Source organism: Rhodomicrobium sp. (assembly GCF_047605405.1).
Classification (GTDB): Bacteria; Pseudomonadota; Alphaproteobacteria; order Rhizobiales; family Rhodomicrobiaceae; genus Rhodomicrobium; species Rhodomicrobium lacus.
This window is the reverse complement of record NZ_JASGFR010000027.1, coordinates 1-26,847: the sequence shown is the minus strand read 5'-3', so window position 1 is coordinate 26,847 and position 26,847 is coordinate 1. Positions and strand designations below refer to the sequence as shown.

Annotated in this window: 22 protein-coding genes and 1 tRNA gene; 7 read left to right on the top strand and 16 right to left on the bottom strand. The window is 64.4% G+C overall.

Features of this window, described 5'->3' with window-relative positions; translation table 11 throughout:
• Positions 1-79: 79 nt before the first annotated feature.
• The 11 genes from QM659_RS11675 to QM659_RS11625 all read right to left on the bottom strand — a co-directional run bounded on the left by QM659_RS11675 (position 80) and on the right by QM659_RS11625 (position 16,165).
• The gene (locus tag QM659_RS11675; protein ID WP_415188560.1) at positions 80-787 is read right to left on the bottom strand and encodes a phosphorylase; all 708 of its coding nucleotides are present in this window, start codon (positions 785-787) and stop codon (positions 80-82) included.
• A 421-nt stretch (positions 788-1,208) separates the two neighbouring features.
• Complete coding sequence (gene shc, locus QM659_RS11670) at positions 1,209-3,233, bottom strand: squalene--hopene cyclase (protein ID WP_415188559.1); 2,025 nt, start codon at positions 3,231-3,233, stop codon at positions 1,209-1,211.
• Between the two features lie 3 nt (positions 3,234-3,236).
• On the bottom strand, positions 3,237-4,562 hold the full coding sequence (gene hpnE, locus QM659_RS11665; RefSeq protein ID WP_415188558.1) for a hydroxysqualene dehydroxylase HpnE: 1,326 nt from the start codon (positions 4,560-4,562) through the stop codon (positions 3,237-3,239).
• A 157-nt stretch (positions 4,563-4,719) separates the two neighbouring features.
• Positions 4,720-5,574: a presqualene diphosphate synthase HpnD gene (gene hpnD / locus QM659_RS11660; protein ID WP_415188557.1), complete on the bottom strand. Its 855-nt coding sequence runs from the start codon at positions 5,572-5,574 to the stop codon at positions 4,720-4,722.
• Complete coding sequence (gene hpnC, locus QM659_RS11655) at positions 5,571-6,452, bottom strand: squalene synthase HpnC (RefSeq protein ID WP_415188556.1); 882 nt, start codon at positions 6,450-6,452, stop codon at positions 5,571-5,573. Before hpnC ends, hpnD begins: the two co-directional genes overlap by 4 nt.
• Positions 6,449-7,615, bottom strand: a complete 1,167-nt coding sequence (locus QM659_RS11650) for a glycosyltransferase (protein WP_415188555.1) — start codon at positions 7,613-7,615, stop codon at positions 6,449-6,451. The genes hpnC and QM659_RS11650 overlap by 4 nt, the downstream gene beginning before the upstream one ends.
• 257 nt (positions 7,616-7,872) lie before the next feature.
• The gene (gene lepA, locus QM659_RS11645) at positions 7,873-9,684 is read right to left on the bottom strand and encodes a translation elongation factor 4 (RefSeq protein WP_415188569.1); all 1,812 of its coding nucleotides are present in this window, start codon (positions 9,682-9,684) and stop codon (positions 7,873-7,875) included.
• Positions 9,685-10,183: 499 nt separating this feature from the next.
• Positions 10,184-12,868, bottom strand: coding sequence for an alanine--tRNA ligase (alaS, locus tag QM659_RS11640; protein WP_415188554.1), 2,685 nt, complete (start codon positions 12,866-12,868; stop codon positions 10,184-10,186).
• A gap of 167 nt (positions 12,869-13,035) precedes the next feature.
• Positions 13,036-14,172 carry a recombinase RecA gene (gene recA / locus QM659_RS11635; RefSeq protein ID WP_127078677.1) on the bottom strand — a complete coding sequence of 379 codons (1,137 nt, stop codon included), beginning with the start codon at positions 14,170-14,172 and terminating at the stop codon, positions 13,036-13,038.
• A 306-nt stretch (positions 14,173-14,478) separates the two neighbouring features.
• Complete coding sequence (locus QM659_RS11630; RefSeq protein WP_415188553.1) at positions 14,479-15,489, bottom strand: hypothetical protein; 1,011 nt, start codon at positions 15,487-15,489, stop codon at positions 14,479-14,481.
• 277 nt (positions 15,490-15,766) lie between these two features.
• A complete protein-coding gene (locus tag QM659_RS11625; protein WP_415188552.1) occupies positions 15,767-16,165 on the bottom strand; it encodes a hypothetical protein in 399 nt (132 codons plus the stop codon).
• Between the two features lie 196 nt (positions 16,166-16,361).
• Here QM659_RS11625 and QM659_RS11620 point away from each other — a divergent pair, with 196 nt between their 5' ends.
• The 3 genes from QM659_RS11620 to QM659_RS11610 all read left to right on the top strand — a co-directional run bounded on the left by QM659_RS11620 (position 16,362) and on the right by QM659_RS11610 (position 18,756).
• Positions 16,362-17,057, top strand: a complete 696-nt coding sequence (locus tag QM659_RS11620; protein ID WP_415188551.1) for an ABC transporter permease — start codon at positions 16,362-16,364, stop codon at positions 17,055-17,057.
• Positions 17,054-17,743, top strand: coding sequence for an ABC transporter permease (locus QM659_RS11615; RefSeq protein ID WP_415188550.1), 690 nt, complete (start codon positions 17,054-17,056; stop codon positions 17,741-17,743). The genes QM659_RS11620 and QM659_RS11615 overlap by 4 nt, the downstream gene beginning before the upstream one ends.
• A 212-nt stretch (positions 17,744-17,955) precedes the next feature.
• Positions 17,956-18,756, top strand: coding sequence for a hypothetical protein (locus QM659_RS11610; RefSeq protein WP_415188549.1), 801 nt, complete (start codon positions 17,956-17,958; stop codon positions 18,754-18,756).
• Positions 18,757-18,902: 146 nt separating this feature from the next.
• Here the strand turns inward: QM659_RS11610 and QM659_RS11605 are convergent.
• The 3 genes from QM659_RS11605 to QM659_RS11595 form a co-directional block, all read right to left on the bottom strand.
• Positions 18,903-18,979 (bottom strand) — tRNA-Pro (locus QM659_RS11605).
• Between the two features lie 156 nt (positions 18,980-19,135).
• Positions 19,136-19,885: an SDR family oxidoreductase gene (locus QM659_RS11600; protein ID WP_415188548.1), complete on the bottom strand. Its 750-nt coding sequence runs from the start codon at positions 19,883-19,885 to the stop codon at positions 19,136-19,138.
• Positions 19,886-20,005: 120 nt separating this feature from the next.
• A complete protein-coding gene (locus tag QM659_RS11595; protein ID WP_415188547.1) occupies positions 20,006-21,454 on the bottom strand; it encodes a tryptophanase in 1,449 nt (482 codons plus the stop codon).
• Between the two features lie 193 nt (positions 21,455-21,647).
• Here QM659_RS11595 and QM659_RS11590 point away from each other — a divergent pair, with 193 nt between their 5' ends.
• From QM659_RS11590 to leuD, 4 genes are all read left to right on the top strand, one after another.
• Positions 21,648-22,208 carry a class I SAM-dependent methyltransferase gene (locus QM659_RS11590; protein WP_415188546.1) on the top strand — a complete coding sequence of 187 codons (561 nt, stop codon included), beginning with the start codon at positions 21,648-21,650 and terminating at the stop codon, positions 22,206-22,208.
• A complete protein-coding gene (locus QM659_RS11585) occupies positions 22,192-22,476 on the top strand; it encodes a hypothetical protein (RefSeq protein WP_415188545.1) in 285 nt (94 codons plus the stop codon). The genes QM659_RS11590 and QM659_RS11585 overlap by 17 nt, the downstream gene beginning before the upstream one ends.
• A 102-nt stretch (positions 22,477-22,578) precedes the next feature.
• Complete coding sequence (locus QM659_RS11580; RefSeq protein ID WP_415188544.1) at positions 22,579-24,048, top strand: amidase; 1,470 nt, start codon at positions 22,579-22,581, stop codon at positions 24,046-24,048.
• Between the two features lie 45 nt (positions 24,049-24,093).
• Complete coding sequence (leuD, locus tag QM659_RS11575; RefSeq protein ID WP_303482770.1) at positions 24,094-24,699, top strand: 3-isopropylmalate dehydratase small subunit; 606 nt, start codon at positions 24,094-24,096, stop codon at positions 24,697-24,699.
• Between the two features lie 47 nt (positions 24,700-24,746).
• On the opposite strand, the gene trhA is transcribed toward leuD, so the two are convergent.
• Both trhA and QM659_RS11565 read right to left on the bottom strand, forming a co-directional pair.
• Positions 24,747-25,400: a PAQR family membrane homeostasis protein TrhA gene (gene trhA, locus QM659_RS11570; RefSeq protein WP_127076909.1), complete on the bottom strand. Its 654-nt coding sequence runs from the start codon at positions 25,398-25,400 to the stop codon at positions 24,747-24,749.
• 98 nt (positions 25,401-25,498) lie between these two features.
• A complete protein-coding gene (locus QM659_RS11565) occupies positions 25,499-26,779 on the bottom strand; it encodes a DUF3422 family protein (protein WP_415188543.1) in 1,281 nt (426 codons plus the stop codon).
• Positions 26,780-26,847 lie beyond the last annotated feature (68 nt).

Sequence of the window (26,847 nt, the reverse complement as noted above, 5' to 3'; positions counted from 1 at the left end):
AAGTCATGCGCGGCGCCGCACTCATGGCGGGCGACGGCGAAGCGCGCCGATAGCGCAGGGCAGTCGCAATGGCGACGGCTTACTCGATGGGTTGCGGCACTTCCACCGGGTCGAGCAGGCCGAACAGCGGGCCCAACGTCTTCCGGCAGTCGGCCAGCGCTTGCCTGGCCTTCTGGCTGTCGCCCGCGAGGCGAATGATGCCGGGAATGTCGCCCGGATGACGCAGAAGCGAGCGCAGAACCGCGCCGACATCCGTCGTTCCGTCTTCCCGGACGCCCGCGATCGCGCTCACCGGAACCGCGCGCTCGGCAGGATCGATCACCACCCGAAGAACGGCGAAAGGCAGGGCGTGATCCGCGGCGACCGCAGCGGCTACTTGCGATTCCATGTCCACGGCTGCCGCGCCCGTGCTCGATGCGAGCGTCTCCTTTTCGAGCGCCGACACGACAGGGGCTTCCGATCCGTAAACCGGCATGGCGTAGGCATGCGGCAGCGCTCTCAGGAGCGACTGCGTCCAGCGTGCGTCCGTGTCGAACACGCCTTCCGCCGTCAGCACGGTCGTCGCGACGACGATGTCGCCCGGTTTCAGAGCAGGCAGAAGCCCGCCAGCCGTGCCGAAGCTCAGAATGCCACGCGCTCCGGCCCGAGCATGCGTGTGCAATTCGTGGAAAAGTCTGGGGCGGCTCTGTCCGTAAACGGCGCGCGCGCCGCCGTGTTTTTCGGCGAGGCGCGCTTCGAAGTCCATTCCGGTCGCCACAATGACGGGCCTGTCGGCCAGCATTTTCATGGAGTGTTCCCGAGAGGGGCGCAGTTGCCGCGCCGGATCATTCTTGCATTGCGAACTGCGGCAACCTTCTCATCGAAGCGTTGCGCCACCGCGCGAGCTTCGCGGGATGGGCGCCGTTAACGCCTGCCACGTGGCGGCAAGCCGATTGTCCCGCCGCGAGAAACGTCGATTGGGCAAAGTTAGCCGAGCGGGCGCGCGAGGGCAAGGAACCCTTGAAGACGAGGTTAAGGCTCGCGGGAAATTTTTGCGCTTGCGTTTATCGATTGGCGACGATTGCGGCGGCTCGAACGCACGCCCCGGCAAGTCGCGCCGACCTTCCGCGCACTTTTGCCACGCGCTCTTGCGCTCACGCCAATGGATGCACAACGCGGCGCGCCCCAGCACGCACCGCGGCCGCGCGGCTGGACAGCGCCGCCGTTCTCTACATCCCGTGCATCACGGGCGCGCGGTTGCCGCTCGTGAGGTTGCGATAGCGCGCCAGCGCCCACAGCGGGAAGTATTTGGAATAGCCGTGGTAGATCAGATAGAACACGCGCGGGAAGCCGGGTGCATTGTGCCGGTCTTCCTTCCAGGTGCCCGCCTCGTCCTGGTTCGCGACGAGCCACGCAATGCCGCGCTTCACAGCCGGATTGTCGACCTCGCCCGCCGCCATCAGACCGAGGAGCGCCCACGACGTTTGCGACGGCGTGCTGGGAGACTTCTCATAGCCCTTGTAGTCGAGCTTGTAGCTGGAGCCGTCCTCGCCCCAGCCGCCATCCTCGTTCTGGATCGACACGAGCCAGGCCACCGCCCGGCGCATCGCAGCGGAATCGTGCGCAACGCCTGACGCGTTCAACGCGCACAGCGCCGACCACGTGCCGTAGATATAGTTGCTGCCCCAGCGGCCGAACCACGAGCCGTCCTTCTCCTGCTCGGAAAGGATGTAATCGATGCCGCGCTTCATGACCGGATTGGTTTCGGGCTTCTCGCCGAGCTGCGCCAGCATCGAAACGCAGCGCGCGCTGACATCCACCGTCGGCGGGTCGAGCAATGCGCCGTGATCCGAAAACGGGATATTGTTCAGGTAGTAATACGTGTTGTCCGCGTCGAACGCACCCCAGCCGCCGTTCCTGCTCTGAAGCCCGGAAACCCACTCCTTGGCGCGTGCGATGGATTGGCCGTTATCGTTGCGGCTGTCGGGCAGGTTCGCCGCGCGGTCGAGCGCCATCGCCACCACCGCCGTATCGTCGACATCGGGATAATGCGGATTGGCGTACTGAAAGGCCCAGCCACCGGGGCGCACGTCCGGCTTCTGGTCGGCCCAGTCGCCCTTCACGTCGAGCACCTGAAGCGGCTTCAGCCACGCAAGTCCACGTTCAGCGGCCTCGCGCTCCGCTTCGCCGCCCGTCTCCATCAGGGCATGCGAGGCAAGCCCCGTGTCCCAAACCGGCGAAACGCAGGGCTGGCAATAGATTTCGTTCTCCGTCTCGAAGAGCAGCTTCTCGATGGAGTAGCGGGCTATGGCGCGGTCAGGGTCGCTTTCCGGCACGCCGAGCGCCTCGTACATCATCACGCTGTTCGCCATGGCCGGGAAGATCGCGCCGAGCCCGTCCTCGCCGTTGAGCCGCTCCTTCACGAAAGCGACGGCCTTGTCGATGGCGCTCTTGCGCGACCGCTTCGGCAGCATCGGATCGACCACGCGCAGGCAGGCGTCAACAGCCGCGAAGAACGTGTACCACGAGCGGCTCTGGCCTTCGGCGCGCGGGCGGGGCCCGACCTTCTTCGGGTCTGCATGAAAAAGCTCGTCCACCGAGATGCCGCGCGGATTCTTTGCGACCGGCTTCTTCGCGCCGAGCACGAACAGCGGCACCATCACCGTGCGCGCCCAATAGGACACCTTCGACATGTGGAAGGGGAACCAGCGCGGCAGATGCATGATCTCGACGGGCATCACCGGCACCGCGCGCCACGTGACGACGCCGAACAACGCGAGCAGGATGCGCGTGAACACGTTCGCCATTTCGGCGCCGCCGCGCGACAGGATCGCCTCGCGGGCGCGCACCATGTGCGGCGCGTTGATATCGTCGCCGATCATCTTCAGCGCGAAGTAGGCCTTCACGCTGGCGCTCATGTCGAACGCGCCCTTGTGGAAGAGCGGCCAGCCGCCGTGTTCGCCCTGGATGCGGCGAAGGTAGTTGGCGATCTTCGCTTCGCGCTCAAGGTTCGGCTCTTCGCCGAGATAATGCACCAGCAGCACATATTCAGCCGGGATCGTGGCGTCCGCCTCGAACTCGAAGCACCAGTGGCCATCTTCGCGCTGATAGGACAGGAGCGCCGTCGACGCGGCATTGATGCGTTCTTCGAGGAAGGCGCGGTCGGCAATGCTGCCGTGGGTACGATCGAAGTCGAAGCGCTCGGCGCTGCCTTCGGCGAAATCGAGGCCGTTGCGGCCGGTCATATCCATCATACTCTAAACCCTCATCGTCAGCAGGGCGGCGCGCTCGCCGGAGCGGATCGCCCCCTCAATGGTCGCGGGAAGGCCGGTCTGCGTCCAATCGCCCGCGAGGAAAAGATTGCGCCACTGCGTTGTCGCATCCGGTCGCATAGCATCCTGGGCGGGAGTGGCGGCGAACGTAGCACGCTTTTCCTTGACGATCTGCCATGGGGGCAGTTCAGCCGGAAGCCCCGTAATTGTAACGACCTCCCGCCACAGATCGGCGGCGAGGTCTTCGCGCGGGCGGTCAACGAGCCGATCCGCGCCACTGATGGTAATAGAGACTCTGTTCTCGAATGCAAAGATCCATTCGATCGTGCCCCGCACCACGCCCAGCAGCGGCGGGAAGCCGGGCGGCGGCGCGACGCGAAAATGCGCATTCAGAATTGAGCGAACCTCGGTCGGCGCTTTGAGGCCGGGGACGAGCGTCGGCGCGATCCACTGCGGCACGGCGAGAATGACCGTTTCGCCGTCCGCCAGCGGAATTTCGCCGTCTCCGAAGTCGAGGGCGGTCGCGCGGCCCTCCGCGAAGGCGAGGCGTTTCAGCCGCCGACCGAATGTCACGTTGTGACCGCGCGCGCGCAGATAGTCGAGCGCCGGATCGATGAACGCCGCGGACAACCCCTCCGCCACCATCGGACGGCAGGCCTCGCCACCCTTCGCCAGCGTCTCGCGCATGATCGTGCCCGCGAGCCTAGCCGACGCCTCGGCCGGATCGGTGTTCAGCGCGGCGATCATCAGCGGCAGCCAGAGCCGCTCATAGAGCGTGCCTTTGGGCGCGATGACATCAGTTACAGTTTTGTCTGCCCCGGCCCACATCAGCCGCGCCGCGCCGAGATAGTCGAGCGGGCTGGTGCCCGGCACGCGCCGCGCGCTGTCGAGCAGCCAGAGCGGCAGCCGCCCGTCATTGATGCTGAGCGTCCAGCGTTCGCCCGTGACGAGATCGGCGAACGGAAATTCCGCCTTCGCCGGAGCGTGCATCTTGTCCGCGCCGCCGATCAGCGAGAGATAACGGAAGGCGGAGTCGTTGCCGGACAGCAGCAGGTGGTTGCCGTTGTCGATCACCTGATCGAGCGTCGCGTCGTAATAGGAGCGGCAGCGGCCGCCAGCGTGAATGCCCGCTTCATATACCGCCACGGGATGACCCCGCTCCGCGAGGCGAACGGCTGCGGACAGGCCCGCCAGCCCCGCGCCGACGACATGCGTGAGCGGCGCGCCGCCGCTTCCGGCGGCAGGCGCTTCGGGCAAACCTTGCGCGGCCCCGCTTTCAGGGCGGGTCTGTGTCGAGTCGGCCTGATCCATCGCTCGTGGTCCGATTCCGACATTTGCAGCCGATTGAGGCGTCCTCGCGAGCAAATGTCGGAATCGCAAGGACGCACCTGATGCCATTTCTTCCAGTGGGGCTGACATTGGGGCGGGAGCTGGGTGCAAACGGCCCTAAAATGTCAAAATCGCTCCATCAGACGACGCAGTGGCGCAGGACGATGTACACTATGCGCGGCTTGGAAAGCTTGACGCGCGTGCGGGGCGGCTTGAAGCCGCGCTTGATGAGGCCGGAGAGGATGGCCTTGTAGGCCTCCGACATCACGCGCGGTGTGCGCACCATGCGGCGCGGGTGCGCCTTCATGATGCGGTCGGCTTCCGCGAAGTGCCAGCGCGCGAGCTTCACGATGCGGTTGCACACCTCGCCCAGCGCCGGATGCGCGAGCACCGTGTCGGGGTCGACGCTTTCGATGCCTTCGTCGACGAGAAACTCGTGCGGCAGATAGAGCCGGCTGATGGCGGCGTCGTCGTCGAGGTCGCGCAGGATGTTGGTCAGCTGGAGCGCGCGGCCGAGATGTTCGGAAAGCTCCCGGCCTTCGTGGTCCGGCATGCGGAATACCTTTACCGACAGGCGGCCCACGGCGCTCGCCACGCGGTCGCAGTACAGGTCGAGTTCGTCGAAACTCGGCGCCCGCACCGGCCCGCGCACGTCGGTTTCCATGCCGTCGATCACGGCGCGGAAGTCCTCTCGCTCAAGCCCGAAATCGCGCACGGCGACGGCGAGGCCGGAAAGCCCGCGCACGCGCACGCCCCGGTATACGGCATCGATGTCGCGCCGCCAGAGATCGAGCTTGCGCAGGCGCGCTTCGGCATCTCCCTCGATGTCGTCGGCGATGTCGTCCACCGCGCGGCAGAAGGAGTAGATTTCAAACATCGCCTCGCGCTGGCCGGGCGGCATGATGCGCATCGCGGCATAGAACGAGCTGCCGAGCGCGCGCTTCGACGCTTCGTCCTCGGGGTGCTGGAGGTCGTCAAGAACTTCGGCGGTCATTTGCCACCTCGCAACGCAGGCTGAGCCGCGCCGGGCATGAAAAGCCGCCGCCCAAGCTCAAGGCCCGCCGCCGCGATCAGATTCGACGCAGATGCGGCCTTCGACAGATGGACGCGCTCGCTCAGCGGGTCGCGTTCCTTGAGGAGATGCACGATCTTCCGGGCGAGCCGCTCGATCCCGGCGACTTCGAGGCTGAGCCGCGTATCGCGGATGCCGCGCGAAAGCTGCGACGAGCCGAGAAGCGCTTCCGTTTTCGCTGCCAGGTCATGAATGACGTCGAGCAGCGCGGGCGAGGCTTTGGGCGCGGCGAGGGCCTCTACGGGGATGCCGCGCCCTTCGAGCAGATCGAGCGGGATGTAAACGCGGTCGAGGCGCCGGTAGTCCGCGCCGCAATCCTGAAGGTGGTTGTTGATCTGAAGCGCGGCGCACAGTGCGTCGTTCGCGGGCCACGTGTCGCGGCTTTCGCCGTGGACGTCGAGCACGAAGCGCCCGACCGGCATGGCGGAATAGCGGCAATAGTCGATGAGGTCGTTCCAGTCGGTGTAGCGGGTCTTGCGCGCGTCCCGGCGGAACGCGATCAGGAGATCCTGGGCATGCTGCGGCGACAGCCCACGCTCGGCGAGTGCGGCCCGCAGGGGCAAGGCGTGCGCGATGGCGTCGGTCTGCCCAAGCAGCGTCGCCTCGAACGCGTCGAGCGTGAACACCTTCTCGTCTTCGGAGAGGTTCGGATCGTCGGCGACGTCGTCGGCGGCGCGCGCGAAACGGTAGAACGCCATGATCGGCGCGCGATGCCGCTTCGACACGAGGTGCGACGCGACCGGGAAGTTTTCGTCCCGATGCGTCTTCTCGCCTGCTTCCCAGACCGGACCCGCCGTCATGATGCCTCCGCGCGCTGCGCTTGAACGCGCCCCTTCCAAAGGCCGCCCTTGCCGCGCCACTGCTGGAGCGCGGAGTCGACCGTGAACGTCATGTAGAGAACCGCGATGGCAGGCAGCGCAGCCGACCACAACGGCGAAAGCCTGTAGAACCGGACAATCGGCCAGAAAGCCGCCGTCATCAAGACAAAGCTTATCGCGCCAGCTGCTTGCGCTAAACCTGTGCCGAAAACAGCGAGCCAAAGCGGAATAAGATAGGTCAGCATCATTCCGATGACGGTGCCGGCGAGCAACAGGGGCGAATAATTGAGCTGATCGTAGGCCGAGCGCGCCACCATCTTGCGGATATCCTCAAAATGAGGGTAGGGGCGCAGGCTGTGGACACTGTCGGTGAGGCCGAGCCAGACCGGTCCCTTGCGTTTCATGGCGCGGCCCAGCGCGCAATCGTCGATCAGCGAGGAGCGGATAGCCCGGATGCCGCCCGCCGCTTCAAGCGCGTCGCGGCGCGCGAGCATGCAGCCGCCCGCCGCCGCCGCCATCGGATGGTCGCGGCGATTCACCCACGAGAATGGGTAGAGCATCTGGAAGAAGAAGACGAAGGCGGGGATCAGCATCCGCTCGGCGAAGCTCTCGCAACGGAGTTTGACCATCAGCGAGTTGAGAACGAGGCCGCGCCCTTCCGACCGGGCCACGAGGCGGCGCACCACGCCCTGATCGTAGGCGATGTCGGCGTCGGTGAGGAGCAGGTAGCGCGAGGGAACCGGGCGCGATGAGGCTTCGGCGATGCCCTGGTTGACGGCCCAGAGCTTGCCTGTCCAGCTGCGCGGCAAGGGTTGGCCTGAGATGATCGTGAGGCGGTCGCTGGCGCCGAGCGCTTCGGCGCCCTTGCGCGCGACTTTGGACGTGCCGTCGTCGCTCTGATCGTCCACGAGAACCACGTCGAGCCGCGCGGGGTAATCCTGCGCCAGGAGCGACGAGATGCACCGGTCGATGACGTCGGCCTCGTTCCGTGCAGGGATGACCGCCGTCACCGAGGGCCATGTCGCTGGCGCGATTGCGCGCTCGCTTTCTTCCCGAACGTTGGCTCGCCAGAACCCCCCGCGAGCAGCCAACAGAAACACCCACGCCGCAAGCGCGACGCCGCCCAAAGTCAACTCGACCGTCATGCCCAGACTCTTGCTTTATCGATGCCGGCCGCGGTGCCCCACTGCAACCAGCATCCGCCCTAAGTACCCTGTCGCTTCGAATAGAAGAGAAAGGACCTTGGAGTCTATTGTTTTTGTTCGTCTTCTCGGCAGGACAAGTCCCCGGTCCCCCGGATGGGTTTCAGGCCCACCTTCCATTCTGCGCGCGGGAGATGCCGTAATTCTTTATTTGCGCACGGAAATTATACGAATACCCCTTGCTTGTGCACGCAACAGGGCTAGTTCGCGTCCATCTTGAGCGCGGCGATGAAGGCCTCTTGCGGGATCTCGACGCGGCCGAATTGCCGCATCTTCTTCTTGCCCTCTTTCTGCTTGTCGAGCAGCTTGCGCTTGCGGCTCACGTCGCCGCCATAGCACTTCGCGGTCACGTCCTTGCGGAGCGCCGAGAGCGTTTCGCGCGCGATGATCTTCGCGCCGATGGCAGCCTGGATCGGGATCTGGAACAGGTGGCGGGGGATCAGCTCTTTCAGCTTCTCGCACATCATGCGCCCGCGCATCTCCGCGCGACCGCGATGCACGATGATCGAAAGCGCGTCCACCGGTTCGGCATTGACGAGGATCGACATCTTCACGAGGTCGCCCTCGCGGTATTCGATGAGCTGATAATCGAAGCTCGCATAGCCGCGCGAGACGGATTTCAACCGGTCGTAGAAGTCGAAAACCACCTCGTTGAGCGGCAGTTCGTAGACCACCATGGCGCGGTTGCCGGCATAGGACAGGTCGATCTGGCGCCCGCGCCGATCCTCGCACAGCTTGAGCACCGCGCCGAGATAATCGTCCGGCACCAGGATCGTGGCCTTGATCCAGGGCTCTTCCATGTGATCGATCTTCACGATGTCCGGCATGTCGGCCGGGTTGTGCATCTCCTCCATCTGCCCGTCGGTCATATAGAGGTGATAGATCACCGAAGGGGCGGTGGTGATGAGATCGATATTGAACTCGCGTTCGAGACGCTCGCGGATGATTTCGAGATGAAGGAGGCCGAGAAAGCCGCAGCGGAAGCCGAAGCCGAGCGCAGCGCTCGTCTCCATCTCATACTGGAAGCTCGCGTCATTGAGGCGCAGCTTTCCCATTGCGTCGCGCAGATCCTCGAATTGCGACGCGTCGACCGGGAAGAGGCCGCAGAAGACCACGGGCTGCACCGGCTTGAAACCCGGCAGCGCCTTGGGCGTGGGCCGCTTTTCTTCCGTAACCGTGTCGCCGACGCGCGTGTCGGCCACTTCCTTGATCGCGGCGGTGAAAAAGCCGACTTCGCCGGGGCGCAGCGCATCGACCATTTCCTGCTTCGGGCGGAAGATGCCGACGCGGTCCACGGGGTAGACGCCGTCGGTGGCCATCAGCTTGATGCGCATGCCCTTCTTGAGCACGCCGTCCACCATGCGCACGAGCACCACCACACCGAGGTAGGGATCGTACCAGCTGTCGATCAGCATCGCCTTCAGCGGCGCCTTCACGTCGCCCTCTCTGGGAGGCGGCAGGCGGTGCACGATGGCTTCAAGCACGGCGTCGATGTTGAGGCCCGTCTTCGCCGAAATCTCCACGGCGTTGGATGCGTCGAGGCCGATCACGTCCTCGATCTGCTGCTTCACGCGGTCCGGTTCGGCGGCGGGAAGGTCGATCTTGTTCAGAACGGGGACGATTTCGTGGTTGTTGTCGAGCGCCTGATAGACGTTTGCGAGCGTCTGCGCTTCCACGCCCTGGCTCGCGTCGACGACAAGCAGCGAGCCTTCGCAAGCGGCGAGGCTGCGGCTGACTTCGTAGGCGAAGTCCACATGCCCCGGCGTGTCCATCAGGTTGAGCTGATAAAACTCGCCGTCCTTTGCCTTGTAGTCGAGCCGCACGGTCTGCGCCTTGATGGTGATGCCGCGCTCCTTCTCGATGTCCATATTGTCGAGAACTTGGGCCTGGCCCGCCATTTCGCGGTCGCTCATACCTCCGCAATATTGAATCAGGCGGTCGGCGAGCGTCGACTTGCCGTGATCGATATGCGCGACGATCGAAAAATTGCGGATGCGCGATAGCGGCGTCACGGGTTTGGGCGCTCCCTTGGCGACCTCCGCTGTTGGCGCGGCTGTGGCGGCAACGGCGTTTGCAGGCACGGTGTTCATCGGCTCGGGCGATTTCGGCTCGGTCATGGCGCCTTACATAATGGAAAAGTCAAAAGGCTGAAAGGGTGGCGGCGAACGTTCGAGGCTCCGCCTGAGGTTTCGAGGCTTCGCCCCAGGTGTCGTATGGTCGCAGGTGTCTTATGGTTGCGCGGTGCGGCGTCAGTCTTTGCCCTGCGGCGCATGGGCGGGGAAATCTGCCAAATCGCGCGTTCCTCCGTTGCATCCGCCGTGCTTACCGCTCACCAAAGGCAGCGCGGCTCACGTGCCATATTCGCTTGCGGTGGACTGCCCCGCGCGATAGCCGCATCGACGTAAGCGAGTGGACAACCCGGGTTGCCAAACCGCAACTTGAGCTGAAGGCAACGAATCACCTCCACCGACTACGCCGCGCCACGCCTGACCCCGCCTGCCCGCAAGCCGCCTACGCGGCGGCAGCCGCGCCTGCGAGACGTTCCGCGATGGCGTTCAGCGCAGCCTCGGCGTTCGCTCCGTTCGGACCGCCGGCCTGCGCCAGATCCGGCCTGCCGCCGCCGCCTTGTCCTCCGACAGCCGCCGCTCCGGCCTTCACGAGATCGACCGCGCTGTAATGCTTGGTGAGATCGTCCGTCACGCCGACGACGATGCCCGCCTTGCCGTCGTCCGTGACGCCTACGATGGCCACGATCCCGGAGCCGATCTGGCGTTTGCCGTCATCCACGAGGCTGCGAAGATCCTTGGGCTGAATGCCCTGGACGGTGCGCGCGAACATGGTCACGTCGCCGACCCGGCGAACCGGATTTTCGGCACCGTCCTGTCCCCCGCCCGTGCCGAGCGCGATCTTCTTCTTCGCCTCGGCCAGTTCGCGTTCAAGCTTCTTGCGCTCTTCTATCAGGCTTTGCAGGCGCGTCGGGACTTCCGATGGCGCCACGCGGAGAAGCTCGGCGGCTTGCCGAAGGGCCGCCTCCTGATGTGCGAGATGCTGGCGGGCCGCATTGGCCGTCAGGGCTTCGATGCGTCTGACACCGGCGGCGACGGCGCTCTCCTGCACCACCTTGACGAGGCCGATTTCGCCCGTCGCCCGCACGTGCGTGCCACCGCACAGTTCCACCGAGAAAGCGCGGCTTCCGCGGTCGTCGTGGCTGGCCTCGCCCATCGAAACGACGCGGACCTCCTCGCCGTATTTTTCGCCGAAAAGCGCCATGGCGCCGGCAGCAATGGCGTCGTCCACCGCCATCAGACGGGTTACCACCGGGCTGTCGCGCAACACGACCGCATTGGCCAGATCCTCGACGGCAGCGAGTTCCTCCCTGGAAAGCGGCTTCGGATGGGAGAAGTCGAAACGCAGCTTGTCCGGATCGACGAGCGAGCCCTTTTGCGTGACATGCGTGCCGAGCGTCTCGCGCAGCGCCTCGTGCAGCAGATGGGTCGCCGAATGGTTCGCGCGAATCGCGGTGCGGCGCGCATGATCGACCTGCATTTCGACGGCGTCGCCAACCTTGAGCGGGCCCTCCTTCGCTATGCCGACATGCGCGAACAGTTTGCCGAGCTTCTTCTGCGTCTCGGACACGTCGAAGCGGGCATTTTTCGGCCCGATGATGACACCCCGGTCACCGACTTGGCCGCCCGATTCGCCATAAAACGGCGTCTGGTTGAGAATAAGAACGCCCTCTTCGCCGGTCTTCAATTGCTTGACCGGCTTGCCATCCTTCAGGATCGCGACAATCTGGCCTTCGGCTACCTCGGTTTCATAGCCGAGAAATTCCGTCGCGCCCGCCTGATCCAGCACGTCGAACCAGACCTTGTCCGTCGCAGCCTCGCCGGAGCCAGCCCACGCCTTGCGCGCTTCGGCCTTTTGCTGCGCCATGGCGGCGTTGAATTGTTCGACATCGACGCGAATGTTGCGGGCCTTCAGCGCATCCTGCGTCAGATCGAGCGGGAAGCCGTAGGTGTCATACAGCCTGAAGGCCACGTCGCCGGAAAACGTGTCGCCCGCGCCAAGCGAACCGGACGCCTCGTCGAGGAGGCTCAGGCCGCGGGCGAGCGTCCTGCGGAAGCGCACCTCCTCGATCTTGAGCGTTTCGCCGATGAGCGCCTGACCGCGCACGAGTTCCGGATAAGCCTGGCCCATCTCCCGCACCAGAACGGGAAGGAGGCGGTACAGCAGCGGTTCTTCGGCGCCCAGCAGATGCGAATGGCGCATCGCGCGTCGCATGATGCGGCGAAGAACATAGCCACGCCCTTCATTCGAGGGCAGCACGCCGTCCGCGATAAGGAAGGCAGAGGCGCGAAGATGGTCGGCGATGACGCGATGGCTCGGAAGCGCTGCGCCCTCGGCCGGCACGCCGGTCGCATCGACCGAAGCGCGGATCAGAGCCTGAAAGAGGTCTGTGTCGTAATTGTTGTGAACGCCTTGCAGCACCGCGGCGACGCGCTCCAGGCCCATGCCCGTGTCGATCGAAGGCCTCGGCAGATCGAGCCGCTCCGTTTTCGAAACCTGCTCGTATTGCATGAAAACGAGGTTCCAGATCTCGATGAAGCGGTCCCCGTCGGCGTCCTCGCTGCCGGGAGGGCCGCCGGGGACTTTCGGACCGTGGTCGAAGAAGATTTCGGAGCAGGGCCCGCACGGACCTGTTTCCCCCATCGACCAGAAATTATCCGATGTGGGAATGCGGATGATGCGGTCGTCGGACAGACCTGCGATCTTCTTCCAGAGGGCATGCGCGTCGTCGTCTTCGGAGAAGACGGTGACGAGAAGCCGCTTCTTGTCGAGCCCGAATTCCTTGGTGACGAGCGTCCAGGCCAACTCTATGGCGCGCTCCTTGAAATAGTCGCCAAAGGAGAAATTGCCGAGCATCTCGAAAAAGGTGTGATGTCGCGCGGTGTAGCCGACATTGTCGAGGTCGTTGTGCTTGCCGCCCGCGCGCACGCACTTCTGGGAGGTGACGGCGCGCTTGAATGGAAGCGTCTCCATGCCGGTGAAGACGTTCTTGAACTGCACCATGCCCGCGTTCGTGAACATCAGCGTCGGATCGTTCCGAGGCACGAGCGGGCTCGATGGCACGTGCTCGTGACCGTTCTTGCGGAAGAAATCGATGAAGGTTCCGCGGATCTCGTTAAGGGTGCTCATAACCAAATTCGTTTCCAGTGGACAAGCGCGGCTTTACCGGCGGCCAAACCGGCCCAAGAGATAAAGCATATCGGCACTCGACAGCGATACCGCAATTTCCCGTTATCGAGCAAGACGCCCACAGCAATCCTGCCACATGCGGTCCGATTTGACACATCGACGTCGGCCTAGCGGCTGGCGCCCTTCCGGCCCGGGCTTGGCGCCTCAACCTCGCCCGGCAGCTCTCCGTCGCCGTTGTCATCGTCGCTATCCGCACCGTCGAGGATTTTTGTCGCGATCAGTCCGGCATTGGCGCGGATGTCTCGTTCAATCGCTTCGGCCACCGCCGGATTGCCGCGCAAGAAGGCCTTTGCGTTTTCCCGCCCCTGTCCAATCCGCTGGCTGTCGTGCGAATACCAGGACCCGGATTTTTCGACGATGTTGGCCTTCACCCCCAGGTCGACGAGTTCTCCGGTCTTCGAGATGCCTTCGCCGTACATGATGTCGAATTCGACCTGTTTGAATGGCGGGGCCACCTTGTTCTTGACGACTTTCACCCGAGTCTGGTTGCCGACGACCTCGTCGCGTTCCTTGATCTGTCCGATACGACGGATGTCGAGGCGCACCGAGGAGTAAAATTTCAAGGCGTTGCCGCCCGTGGTGGTTTCGGGATTGCCGAACATCACGCCGATCTTCATGCGAATCTGGTTGATGAAGATGACAAGGCAATTCGATTTCGAGATCGATCCCGTGAGTTTGCGGAGCGCCTGACTCATGAGGCGGGCCTGCATCCCCGGCAGCACATCGCCCATTTCCCCCTCGATCTCGGCCTTCGGGGTCAAGGCTGCGACCGAATCCACCACGATGACGTCGATTGCGCCGGAGCGCACCAGCGTATCGGTGATTTCGAGAGCCTGTTCGCCCGTGTCGGGCTGCGAGATGATCAGGTCTTCCAGGTTGACGCCCAGTTTTCTCGCATAGACGGGATCGAGCGCGTGCTCGGCGTCCACGAACCCGCAGGAGCCGCCCTTTTTCTGCGCCTCTGCGATAACGTGAAGCGCGAGCGTCGTCTTGCCGGACGATTCCGGCCCGAAAATTTCGATGATGCGGCCTCGCGGTAACCCGCCTATTCCGAGCGCGATGTCGAGGCCCAGGGAGCCGGTGGAAATCGCTTCCACCTCGACGGGCTTGTCGTTCTTGCCCAGCCGCATGACGGATCCCTTGCCGAAATTCCGCTCGATCTGACTCAGGGCGGCTTCGAGGGCTTTCTGTTTGTCCATGCTGTCCCAATTCCCTTCGATCACGCGGAACGGCGTTTCGCTCATGAATCGTTATCCTTCGTTTATTCCATAGCGGTCATGGACTTGCAAACGACACTGAATGTACCCCGTTTGTTCTTGTGCGCAAGTGGTTTTGCTCAACCTTGGATCATTCGTTCTGATTGTTGCAATTGGGGCACTCCCGCTGCAAAAGCGAGATCGATTGCGCCGCATGCGTCGAATTCCGGCGCCCGATCCGACCGAGTCGATCACCCGATCGGCGAATCTGTCTCTGAACCCAGGAAGAACATTTTACCGCAAGGCGTGCCGCCAGCTCCAACGCGTCTGCGAAAGTGTGCCCCGTCGACAAGCTCACCCGAACGACTGCCGCCTCAGACTGTACTCGATCACATGCCCGAGGACATCGGCCTGGCTGAGCCCGTGCTGCGAGGCAGCAAGGCAGATCGAGCCGCTGCGCCCGATATGACAGCAGATATTGAATTCGAGGAAGACGCGCCGTCCGGTCTCGGGATCGAAGCGGTAATCCATCCGGAAATAATCCATCGGGCCGGCGGCGCGCCACAGCGCGTCGACATCGTTGCGGAGAGCTTCCTCGACGTCGCCCGCCTCGAACATCTCATAGCCGAGCGGATCGCTGCGCTTGAGGTCTTCGGTGATGATGCCGCCAGCCTTGTCCGAGCGCGGACGCACGACGCCGAGCACGAGAGGGCCGCCCGCGCTTCCCAGCGACGGAACGGTGATATCGAGTCCGGGCGCATAGCCCTCGACGAGCACGGCCATGCCCCGCGCCATCAGCTTCGCCGCCACGCGCGCGGCGCCCGCCCAATCGTCCTGTATCGACTCGGCGCTGACGCCCTCGGATGCCGCGCCGAACCGCTGCTTGACGAAATACGGGCCGGGAAAGCCGGGGGGCGTTTCGAGCGCCGCCTCGTCGGCGTAGACCGCACCCTCGGAAACCGGAATGCCGATGGCCTTCGCCGCGAGCTTCGCAAGCCACTTGTCCTCGGCGAGAGCGCGAATGTTCGGCCGCGCGCCGACATAAGGGATGCGCAGATATTCGCACAACGATGGGATGAACACTTCGGGATTGTTGATCGGCATGCGGTTGTAGAGCGAGAAGACGATGTCGGTTTCGCCCTTCCCGGCGAGAAGCGCGAGCGGCTCGCTCGTGGTGCGGATGCGATAGCCGAGGTCGCGCAAGGTGCGGAACACGCGCGCGTAATAGCCGGGATAGCCGCCGTCGCCTTCAAAGCCGCGCGCCGCGAAGTCCGGCTCAAGCGGTGCGTGACGTGCGATGAAAAGAATGCGCGTTGACGGTGTCAGAGGGGGGACGAGCAGATGTTCGGAAATCGAAGGACGCATGAGAGGCTCCGTTCGGGGGCGGCCTGCCCGGAGAAAACACCGTCCGAAGGCAGACGATCGACTCCATGAGAAAATAATCCGTTTCGCTAAACAATTCGAATGCTCTCGCAGCGAGGCCGGCTTTCGAGGGAACGAGTTTCTGCTGACTTCTCCGTGAGCAGGCTCCTGTCGCATGGCTGCACCCGCTTTTGCGGATCGTTCGGCTCGGCTGACGCTGTTACCGGATTTGTGCCGGGGCGGATGAACGAAGCCGGGAGGCGCGCCGAGGTTTGCGGGCTCAATCGCTTTCGAGCTGCCACGCCTCTTTCACCGCCGGGTGGACAATGTTCGAATGGAGCGCAAGCAGGATGAGCTTCGCATCGAGGCTTTCCTCGTCGGCAAGCGCCGCCTCGATCCGGCGTTCCGCATCGCCGGCGGCGCCATCCCCGTTCGCGACGGCGAACGCGTCCGCGCCGAGCGCGACATAGCCGACAAGTTCAGCCGCGTGGCGATAATCGGGCTCGCGGGGATTCTCCCCGTGCGCGTCCATCAGGAGCGAGACGACGGTCAGCTTGACGGCTTCCGGCACGAGATTGGGATGGAGGTCGACGGCACGCAACGCCTTGTCGAGTGTACGCAGGCTTTCGGATCGTCCGAACCGGCCGAAAACGCCGAGGAAAGGAGTGCTTCGAGCCATGGTTCCCTGTGCCTTTCGCGATACGCGCCGAAACTGGCGTGCGAACTGTTTTCGTGCCACCGATTGAGGCTCCCTTCAAGCGCGACGCGCCTCGGAGTTTCTCGAACGCAATCCCTTGCGATTTCGGGATCGCCGCTTGCCGGACGCAAGGCTTCGCGCTTAAGCTTTTCCGGTTTCGTGCGAAGCGGGGAGCGGCTTGGACGGGGTCATCTCAGAATGGAGCGGCGCGTTGGCCGAGGGCGCGGCCATGACGGTCGGCCTTGCACTGGCGACGCTTCCCTTTGGGCTCGCGCTGGGGCTCGCCGCGGCGCTGGCCAGAACCTCGCATATCGCCGCCGCGCGCGGCCTCGCCGAAGCCTACACCACCGTTTTTCGCGCGCTGCCCGAACTTCTCACGCTGCTTCTCATTTATTTCGGCGGCCAGATCCTGCTTCAGAAGATCGCCGCCGCCACGGGCTTGCCGGTCGCTGTGCAGGTTTCGCCTTTCGTTGCGGGCCTCGTGGCGCTCGCGCTCGTGTTCGGCGCCTATTCGAGCGAGGTCTTTATCGCGGCGTTGACGGCAGTCGAGCGGGGGCAGATAGAGGCGGCGCGAAGCTTCGGCATGTCGTCCCGTCAGGTTTTTCGCCGCGTGCGGCTGCCTCAGGCGCTCCGTTTCGCCCTCCCCGGCCTCGGCAATAACTGGCTCGTGCTGTTGAAAGACACGTCGCTTGTGTCCGTCATCGCGCTGAACGACCTCCTGCGCGAGACCACCATCGCGGTGCAGGCCACGCGCGAGCCGTTCAAGTTCTACGCGGTGGCTTGCGCGATCTACCTCGCCATGACGGCGCTTTCGACGCTCGCCATCGCGCGGGCCGAACGCGCGGCGGGGCGCGGCTTCAGGGGCGCGCGATGATCAACTGGAGCCTGTTCGAGCGCTTCGGCCCGCGCATGGTGGAAGGGTTCGCCGTAACGCTGGAGCTTGCCTTCGGCTCTGCGCTGCTCGGCCTGCTGATCGCAGCGCCGGTCGCGCTTGGGCGGGCGTATGGCGGCCGGGCGCTGTCGGGCGCGCTGTTCGGCTATACTTATGTGATGCGGGGCACGCCGCTGCTCGCGCAGCTCTTCCTCGTCTATTACGGCTCCGCGCAGTTTCAGGCGAGCCTCGACGCGGCGGGGCTGTGGTGGCTGTTCCGCGATCCGTTCTACTGCTCGCTCCTCACCTTCACGCTGCACACCGCCGCCTATCAGGCGGAAATCCTTGCCGGGGCCGTTCGCGCCGTGCCGCGCGGGCAGGTCGAGGCTGCAAAGGCCGCCGCGATGCCGCCAGCGCTCGTTGCGCGTCGCATCGTGCTGCCGCAGGCCGCGCGGCTCGCACTGCGCCCTCTCGGCAACGAACTGATCCTGATGGTGAAGGCGAGCGCGCTGGCAAGCGTCGTCACGGTCTACGACCTGCTGGCGACAGCAAAGCTCGCGTTCCAGCGCACCTACGACTTTGAAGCCTATATCGCGGCGGCGCTCGTCTATGTGCTCACGGTGGAGATCATCCGCCGTATCTGGAACGCGCTCGACCGGCGGCTGAACCGTCACCTCGTGCGGGCGTAAATCTCGCGGGGTCGGCGCGAGACAGGCGCGCGCAATCCCGATGCAAGGGCCTTACGCCAAAGCCCGGTCACAGCTATGGTTGCGGTGGCGATTTGAATTGCGGATCCGCCCCGGTCAAGCGATTGATGGAGGCGTGAGGGCGGTTTTTTCAGCGGGGATGCGCCGCGGAAAAGACGGGTCGCAGCTCAGGAAGGCGGGCTTGAGGGGTACCGATGCGGGTTTGGCTGAAAGCGCTCTTGTTGTTCGGCCTCATGGTGGCGACACCCTTCGCCATTCAGGCGATGATCGGCCGTCCGCCGCGCTGGTTCGACGCGGCACCCTATATCCCGATCACCGATTACATCCCGAGCGCTCAAACGCTGATCTACATCGTCGGCGTTGCCGGGGTGGTCGCCATCGTTTTCAACTATATCTTTTACAGCACCGAGCTTGAGAAAATACACGGCTGGCTGAAGCTGGCCGAGCGGGAGATGAACGTCATCCTGAAGGGCGTGGACGCAAGCGGCGGCAAGGGCCGGGCGGACGACCGGATCAAGTGGTGGAACGACATTAACAGCAAAAATCCCTTCTCAGAAACGCCGGATAAGATCTTCGATCTGAACGAAAAGGATGCGGCGAACAGAGGTGCGCCCGGCGGCAAGGCGCAAATGACGGCAATCCTCCTGCGCGAAATCTACGACGGCGACATCGAACTCGCGCAAACGAAGATCGAGGCGGAAATGATCGCCAACGACGGCAAGCCGCCCTTCGTCGTCGCGGGTCTGCGAAACATCCTCGGGCTGGACGAATTTCTGGCGGCGAAAGTGCAGTACGAAAAAGACAAGGCAGCCGGGGTGGTCCGTGAAGAACCCCGCTTCAGCGATTTCGGCGTCAACTGGGCGGCTTTGCTGCTCGCCGTGCGCCTCGGCGGCTTCCCGCGCGACATTGCGATGACAACGGGCACGGCTCCCAACAAAACGACCGTGTACAATCGGGATGCGCTGGAACTGCTCACCCGAGTCCCGCGAGTTTAGGCTCGCAACAACGCCCGTGACCTGTGCGTGATCCGCCATACAAGGCAAATTGCCGCGTACGCGTTGGTCGGATCTTCAAGTGAGGATTGTGGTGCGTCCCGCTCGTCCATCGCGAGGCGGCGTTGTCAAAACCGGCATCTCACGAGTGGTCGGGGCGGAGAGATTCGAACTCCCGACCCTCTGGTCCCAAACCAGATGCGCTACCAGGCTGCGCTACGCCCCGACAGATCTGAACCCGTACAGCACAAAGAATTCGAGGGCAAGCGCCGTCTGAAGGGCTCCGGCCGCGAATGCAACCGGAGAACGCACGAAAACGGGATCTTCCCTTGCGTGAATGGCACGCGCGGCTGCCGTGACCGGCTCGCGATCACCTTCCGCGTCATATCGTGCGGCCGCCGTCCACCTCCAGAACGACGCCCGTTACGAAGGCGGCTTCGTCGGAGGCGAGATAAAGCGCGGCGTTCGCGATGTCTACGGGCTCGGACAGCCGACCGAGCGGCACCGTCGCTGTGAATTTCGCGCGATTCTCCGGCGTATCGGGCAGGCCCATGAACTGTTCGAGCAGCCCCGTCACGCCCATCACCGGCGCGATACAATTCACGCGGATCTTCTTCGGCGCAAGCTCCACCGCCATCGAGCGCGACAGCAGGTTCACCGCGCCTTTCGAACCATTGTACCAGGTGAGGCCGGGGCGCGGCCGAATGCCCGCCGTGGAGCCGATGTTGAGGATCACCCCGCCGCCGCGCTTCTCCAGCACCGGCACGGCGGCGAATGCCATGTGATAGATCGACTTCACGTTGATCGCGTAGACGCGGTCGAATTCGTCTTCCGGCACCTCCAGCATGGGCCGGTTCTTGTGGCTCCAGCCCGCGTTGTTCACCACGATGTCGAGGCCGCCGAAGGCGTCGAGCGTTGCGGCCACGGCGGCGTCGATGTCGGCGCGGCTTGTGACGTCGGCCGTGATCGCGATGGCGGAACCGCCGATCTCGCGCGCAACCGCCCGCGCCCCCTCGGCATCGATGTCGAGCACGGCGACCTTCGCGCCTTCTCGGGCGAACACGCGGGCGATTTCCGCGCCGAAACCCGACGCCGCGCCGGTCACGATGGCAATCTTGTTGTGTAGCCGCATCCATTCCTCCCGCTTTTTTTTTGCAAGTCTAGCAGGCGCGAGGGGCGGCGGAAATGGGCGAAGCGGATACGGCGTGGAGAGGGCGGGAGCGTCGCCGTCCCGCCCTCTCCCATGATCCGGTTACAGGCTCTCGCCGAAATCCGCGCGGAACCTGGCGACGAGCTTCTGCTGCCAATCGGATACCGGCTTCAGCCGCCCATAGAAGAAGCGCAGGATCTCCGGCTCTTCGACGAAGACAAGCCCACCGATCAGCTTGCGGTTCTGGTAGAGCCAGTCGATGCGGTCGATGGCGTAGTCGATCTGCGACCGCGTGAACACGCGGCGCGGCAGCGCGAGGCGCAGCAGTTCCATGTTCGAGAAGACTTCGCTGCCATCCGGGTTGCGCTGCTCGGACAGGGTGCCGCGTTCCATGCCACGCACGCCCGACGCGATGTAGCAGGCCGACGCGAGCGCGCCCGCGCGGTACTCCGCCTGCGGAACGTGATCGAGGAAGCGCATCGCGTCGATATGACAGCCGAGACCGCCGGCCGGCGTGATCACAGGCACGCCGCGCTTCACGAGTTCGCCCACCATATAGGCGATGAACTGCGGACCCTGGTTGATCATGTCCTCGTCCATCGTCTCTTCGAGACCGACGGTGAGCGCCTCGATCTCCCGGACCGACATGCCGCCATAGGTGAGGAAGCCTTCATAAAGCGGCACGAGCCCCCGCATGCGCTTGTAAAGGCCCTCGTCGCGGATGCAGATGCCGCCGCCGCGCACGCAGCCGAGCTTGCGGGCGGAGAAGTAGATGATGTCGCAGAGGTCGGCGACGCGGCGGGTGATTTCGCGGATCGAGAGATCCTTGCAGGCGTCCTCGCGCTCCTTCAGGAAGTAGAGGTTGTCCGCGAGCAGGCTCGCGTCGAGCACGAGGATCAGGCCGTACTTGTCGCACACACGGCGGACGTCGGCGAGATTCGCGAGCGAAATCGGCTGGCCGCCGATGAGGTTGGTGCCCGCTTCCATGCGCACGAAGGCGATCTTGTCCGCGCCTTCCTTCTTGACGAGGGCTTCGAGCGCGCCCGTGTCAATGTCGCCCTTGAACGGGAGATCGCTCGTGACTTCGAGCCCCGCCGTCGTGACAAGCTCTTCCACCACGCCGCCGTTCAGCACGATGTGCGCCTTCGTGGTCGTGAAATGATAGTTCATCGGCACAATGGCGCCGGGCTTCACGAAGGTCTGGGCGAGGATATTTTCGCAAGCGCGGCCCTGATGCGCGGGCAGGATGTAGTGCATGCCGAAAAGTTCGCGGAGCTTCGCTTCGAGACGCGTGTAGGTGGCGCTGCCCGCGTAGCTGTCGTCCGCGACCATCATGGCGGCGAGTTGCTGGTCGCTCATGGCATTCACGCCGCTGTCGGTCAGCATGTCCATGAAGACATCGCAGTTCTGCAACAGGAACGTGTTGTTGCCCGCCTCGTCAATCGCCTTGAGCCGGTCCTCGACCGGCAGGAGATTGAGCTTCTGGACGATGCGGACCTTGTGCATCTCGAGCGGAATGCTTTCGCCGCTGTGGAATTTAATTCTGGGCACGGGGACCTCTTGTGAAATTTTTCGTTGACCCGGCGCAAACGTAACAACCTTTGCCTCGGCAATCCCATGTGGAAATAGGACGCGGCGCTTCGACTTTAGCCGGATGCGGGGCATGGTCGTCTGACATGCGCCGCGGACCCGAAAATCCGCCCCGCGGGTTCCCTCGACGAATGAAGCTCCGACGGAGAACCATATGGCTTCGCGCGAACGCATGATCCGCACCTACGACAAGGCGCTGGCGAGCCCGGGCTATCGGCAATATTTCGACAACAGCGGGTTCTACAATTTTGGCCTGTGGGACGGGGAGCCTTCCTCGCAGCGCGAGGCAAGCGAAGCGCTGATCGATGAACTTGTGTCGTTGATCGGGCAAGCGAGTGGCCGGATTCTGGACGTCGCCTGCGGGCCCGGCGCCACCACGCAGAGGCTTTGCCGAACCTATGAGCCGCGCAACGTCACGGCCATCAACATCTCGGACGCGCAACTCGCCTCGGCGCGCGAACGCGCTCCGGGCTGCACGTTCCTCAAAATGGACGCGGCGCATCTCGACTTCCCCGCAGAGAGTTTCGATGCTGTCATGTGCGTCGAGGCGGCTTTCCACTTCAGCACGCGCCAGTCTTTTCTGCGGGAGGCCGCGCGCGTGCTGAAACCCGGCGGAACGCTCGTCATGACCGACATGCTGTTTCGCGGATTCATGAAGCCCATCGGCAATTTCGGGCAGGTGCCGCCCGAAAATTTTCATGCGCGACCTCGATGAATATCGGCGGCGAATGGAGAAAGCCGGGTTTGTGAATATCGTGGTGAAGGATGCAACGCGTGCATGTCTCGGCGGCTTCCGCCGCCACCTCTCTCGCTGGCCAGCGGAGGAACGGCGAAAGCGGCATATGTCCTTCGGGCAATCGGTCGTGGCGGGGGTGGTGAGCCGCTCCATCGCGCGGTACTTCGCGACGGTATGCAGAACCTATGTCATCGCCGCCGCGACAAAGCCGGGCCTGGCGGATGAACAGCGATTGCGCGCCGCCTGAGCGAGCAGGGGCCGATCGCGGCAGCCCGCAGCCGAAAATTGGCGAAGAGCCGTGAAATCGGCTAAGCCCTCGGCGCGCGCAATGAATGAAAGGGCTGGCGGGATGAGCGGCTTCACCGATTACGACGCTTACGACGCGGTGGGCCTCGCGGAGCTTGTGCGGCGGCGCGAGGTTTCGGCGGGCGAGCTTCTCGCCGAGGCACAGGCGCGCGCGGACGCCGTGAACCCGGCGCTGAACGCTATCGTGTTCCGCCGCGATGCGGAAGCCGCACGCGAGGCCGACGCCATGCAGCCGGATGCGCCGCTTGCGGGCGTGCCGTTCCTCGTCAAAGACCTCGGGCCGCCGCTCGGCGGGGCCCCACTCACCTGCGGCTCGAAACTGTTCGCGAATTACGTGCCCACCTATGACGGCGAGATCGTCAAGCGCTTCAAGGCGGCGGGCCTCGTCGCCTTCGGCAAGACGAACGTGCCGGAATTCGGCCTCGTGCCGGTGACGGAACCGGCGCTGTTCGGCCCCTGCCGCAACCCGTGGGATACTGAGCGCACGCCGGGCGGCTCGTCGGGTGGCGCGGCGGCAGCCGTGGCGGCGGGCGTGGTGCCCGTGGCGCATGCGTCGGACGGCGGCGGCTCGATCCGCATCCCGGCGAGTTGCTGCGGGCTTGTCGGCCTCAAGACCTCGCGCGGGCTGAACCCTGTCGAGCCGTTCACGCCGGATTACATCGTCGACCATGTGGTGAGCCGCACCGTGCGCGACAGCGCCGCCGCGCTCGATGCCACCAGCGGGCGCGATGCAAGCTTCCTCGCGGGCCTCGATACGCCGCCGCCGCGCCTTCGCGTCGCGGTGGTGCGTTCCGCGATGCTGGCGGGTGCCGTTTCGCCGGTCGTAAAGGACGCACTGGACGAGGCCGCGCGCCTCCTCGCCTCGCTCGGCCACCACGTCGACGAAGCGGAACCGGCGCTCGATTACGACGCTTTCGCCTCCGCCTTCCTGATCGAATGGGCGGCTGGCGCGCGGGTCATGCTCGACAAGTTTCCGCTAGCCGTACTTGGCCGCGCCGCCACAAGGGATGATGTCGAATTCGGCACCTGGACGCTCGCGACCATCGGCGGCCACCTCATGGCGCAGCGCGCCGAGGCGCAGGCGGTCCTGCGCGCGGAAAGCGCGAAGTTGATCGACTTTTTCACCCGCTACGATGTGTTGCTTTCCCCCGTGCTCGCCACGCCTCCGCTCCACATCAGCGAGGCGGGCGCGCCGTTTCCCGAGAAGACGGCGGCGAAGATCGCAGACGCGGCAGGCTCGGCGCAGCGCATGCGAACCATCGTTCGAGCGGTTGCCCGCAAGAGTTTCGCATTTGCCGCTTTTGCCGCGCCGTTCAACATGTCTGGCCAGCCCGCGATTTCGCTGCCGCTGTGCGAGACGCCGGACGGCCTTCCCATCGGCATTCAGGTTGCGGGACGTGTGGGCGACGACGGCCTTCTGCTTCGCCTCGGGCGCGAACTGGAGCAGGCCGCCCCGTGGACGCGAAGGCGCCCGCGCGTATGGTCGGGCGCGTCCGCTCGCCAACCCGCTTGATCCTTTCGCCGCGCGCGCTAAAAGAACAGGAAAAGGAAAATTCCCATGGAAAAATTCACCACGCTGACGAGCGTCGCCGCTCCGCTTCCGCTGATCAACATCGACACCGACATGATCATTCCGAAGCAGTTCCTGAAGACGATCAAGCGCACGGGTCTCGGCAAGTCGCTGTTCTACGAAATGCGCTATGATGAGGCGGGCAGCGAGAACGCGGATTTCGTGCTGAACAAGCCCGCCTATCGCGCGTCGAAGATCCTCGTTGCGGGCGACAATTTCGGCTGCGGTTCGAGCCGCGAACACGCGCCGTGGGCGCTGCTCGATTTCGGCATCCGCTGCGTGATCTCGACTTCGTTCGCGGACATCTTCTACAACAACTGCTTCAAGAACGGCATCCTGCCGATCAAGGTCAGCCCGGAAGACCTCGCGAAGCTGATGGACGACGCCGAGCGCGGATCGAACGCCACGCTGACGGTGGACCTCGAAGCGCAGGAAATTCGCGGCCCGGACGGCGGCGTGGTGCGCTTCGACATCGATCCGTTCCGCAAGAAGTGCCTGATCGAGGGCCTCGACGACATCGGCCTCACCATGCAGAAGGCCGACAAGATCGAGCTTTATGAAACCACGTCGCAGCTTTCGCGCCCCTGGGCTTGAGCCGCGCGGCATGGAACGATGCAAGGGCCGGGCATTCCCCGGCCTTTTCAGTTGGTAAGCACCGCCGCGCGGATAGCGAAGAACTGCGTGGCCGCGCCCGCGAGCACGAACACGTGCCAGATCACATTGTGGAAGCGCATCCATTCCATGAGATGGAACGGAACGCCCGCAGTGTAGACCACGCCGCCCGCGATGAGGAGCGTCAGCGCGTCATCGGGAAGCGTGCGCACAAGCGGGCGTAACGCCACGAGCACGATCCAGCCTTGCGCGAGATAGAGCGCGACAGACAGCTTGTCGAACCGGCGCGGAAAGCGCAGCTTCACGAAGACGCCGAGAGCCGCGATAGCCCAAACGGCGGCCAGCATGCCCGCGCCCGCTCCGCCGCCGACCACGACCGCGAAGGGTGTGTAGCTGCCGGCGATCATGACGAAGATCGCGGCGTGATCGGCGCGTCGCAGAAACTCCTTCGCGCGCCGTTCCGGTGTGAGATTGTAGGCCGCGGATGCCCCGAACATGGCGATGAGGCCGAGACAATAGACGATCAGGGCGGCAAGGTGCGAATCCGGCACCGTCCCTGCCGCCTCCACGAGGAGCCAGCCGCTCGCGAGCGCGGCAAAGGTCACGCCCGCCGCGTGCACCCCGGCGTCGGCGATCTGTTCGGCCCTGGTGTAGGTGGGGAAAAGGAAACGCGCGTCTTTCATGCGGTCAGCTTGCGCCGGCGAGGAGGCATAGTCATGACGCCCAAGGCGTCCAAGCGAGGTCCAAGCGCCGGCTTACGACAACGCAACCGCCGACGCTCCTACTTCGCCAGATGCGCCTTCACACGGCTCGTGCCCCAGAAGACGAGCGCGGCCACGATCGGAATGCTCGCCCCCATGATGATCTCGGGGTTGAAGGCGATCAGTTCCGCCGTCTTCAGGCCCTTGGCGGCATAACCGACCAGCCCCACGATGTAATAGGTGATGGCCGCGACCGACAGCCCTTCGACCGTTTCCTGCAAGCGAAGCTGAAGCTGCGCGCGGCGGTCCATCGAGGCGAGCACGGCCTGATTTTGCTGTTCGAGGGTTACGTCCACCTTGGTGGAGAGAAGCTGCGTCGCCTGCGCCACGCGCGTCGAGAGCGATTCCTGGCGCGCGGTTGCGGCGGCGCAAGTGCTCATCGCCGGTTCGAGGCGGCGCTCGGTGAACTCCTGGAACATCTGAAGGCCCTCAATGCGGCCCTCGCGCAGTTCGGCGATGCGATGCTTCACGATGTCGTAATAGGCGGCAGCCGCCGCGAAACGGTAGGCGCTGGTGGAGCGGCGATTTTCGATCTCGGCCTGGAGCGTCGTCAGACGTTCCAGAAGCTCCGGCTCGTTGATATCGCCGGGCTTGACGAGCGCCGCCGTGATCCGGGCCAGTTCCGCCTCGCATGTCGACAGGAACGGCGAAAGATCGCGCGCGAGCGGGAAAGCCAGAAGCGCCATCATGCGGTAGCTGTCGATTTCGAGAAGACGCTGGGCGAGGCGCCCCGCCTGCCGGGGCGTCAGCGAGATGTCCTGCATCAGGAAGCGGGTGAAGCCATCGTCGTGAATGCGGAAGTCGGTAAAGACGCGGCCTGCGCCGCTCGCCACGGTCGCGCCGACAAGCACGTTCCCGCCGAAATAGCGCGTCGAGATTTCATCGGGATCGGGCAGCGAATCCGCGCCGCGCACGAGTTCGACATTCGCGGCGACGATCAGCGATCCGGGCAAACCCGCCACCCAGTCATCGGGAAGCGCCTTGATGGCCGGATGGCCGAAAAGCTCGCCGTTCGGACCTTCCGTGAAGACCATGAAACGCGAGAATTCGGAGTGACGCTCATAAGTAAAGCGGAACGAACCGAAGTTTTCGCTGTAGTGGGTCGCCTTGTCGTCGGGCACCGGCCGTCCGAAGCGCTCGGCAAGCTCCTGAACCTTGCGACCGATGTCTCCGCGCGTGGCTTCGTCGGTCTTGAAGGCGAGGTAGGAAATGCGGCACGGGGCGTTCAGCGCCTCGGGCGTGCGGGCGTGCACCTCGTCGTTGAGGACAATGCGCAGGGGATGATTCGTCGGCAGCGTCATAAGCGGTAACTGTGGTATTCGCGCCCGCCCGTCAAGGGCGTCTTTGCTGCGTCGCAGCATTGTGAGGC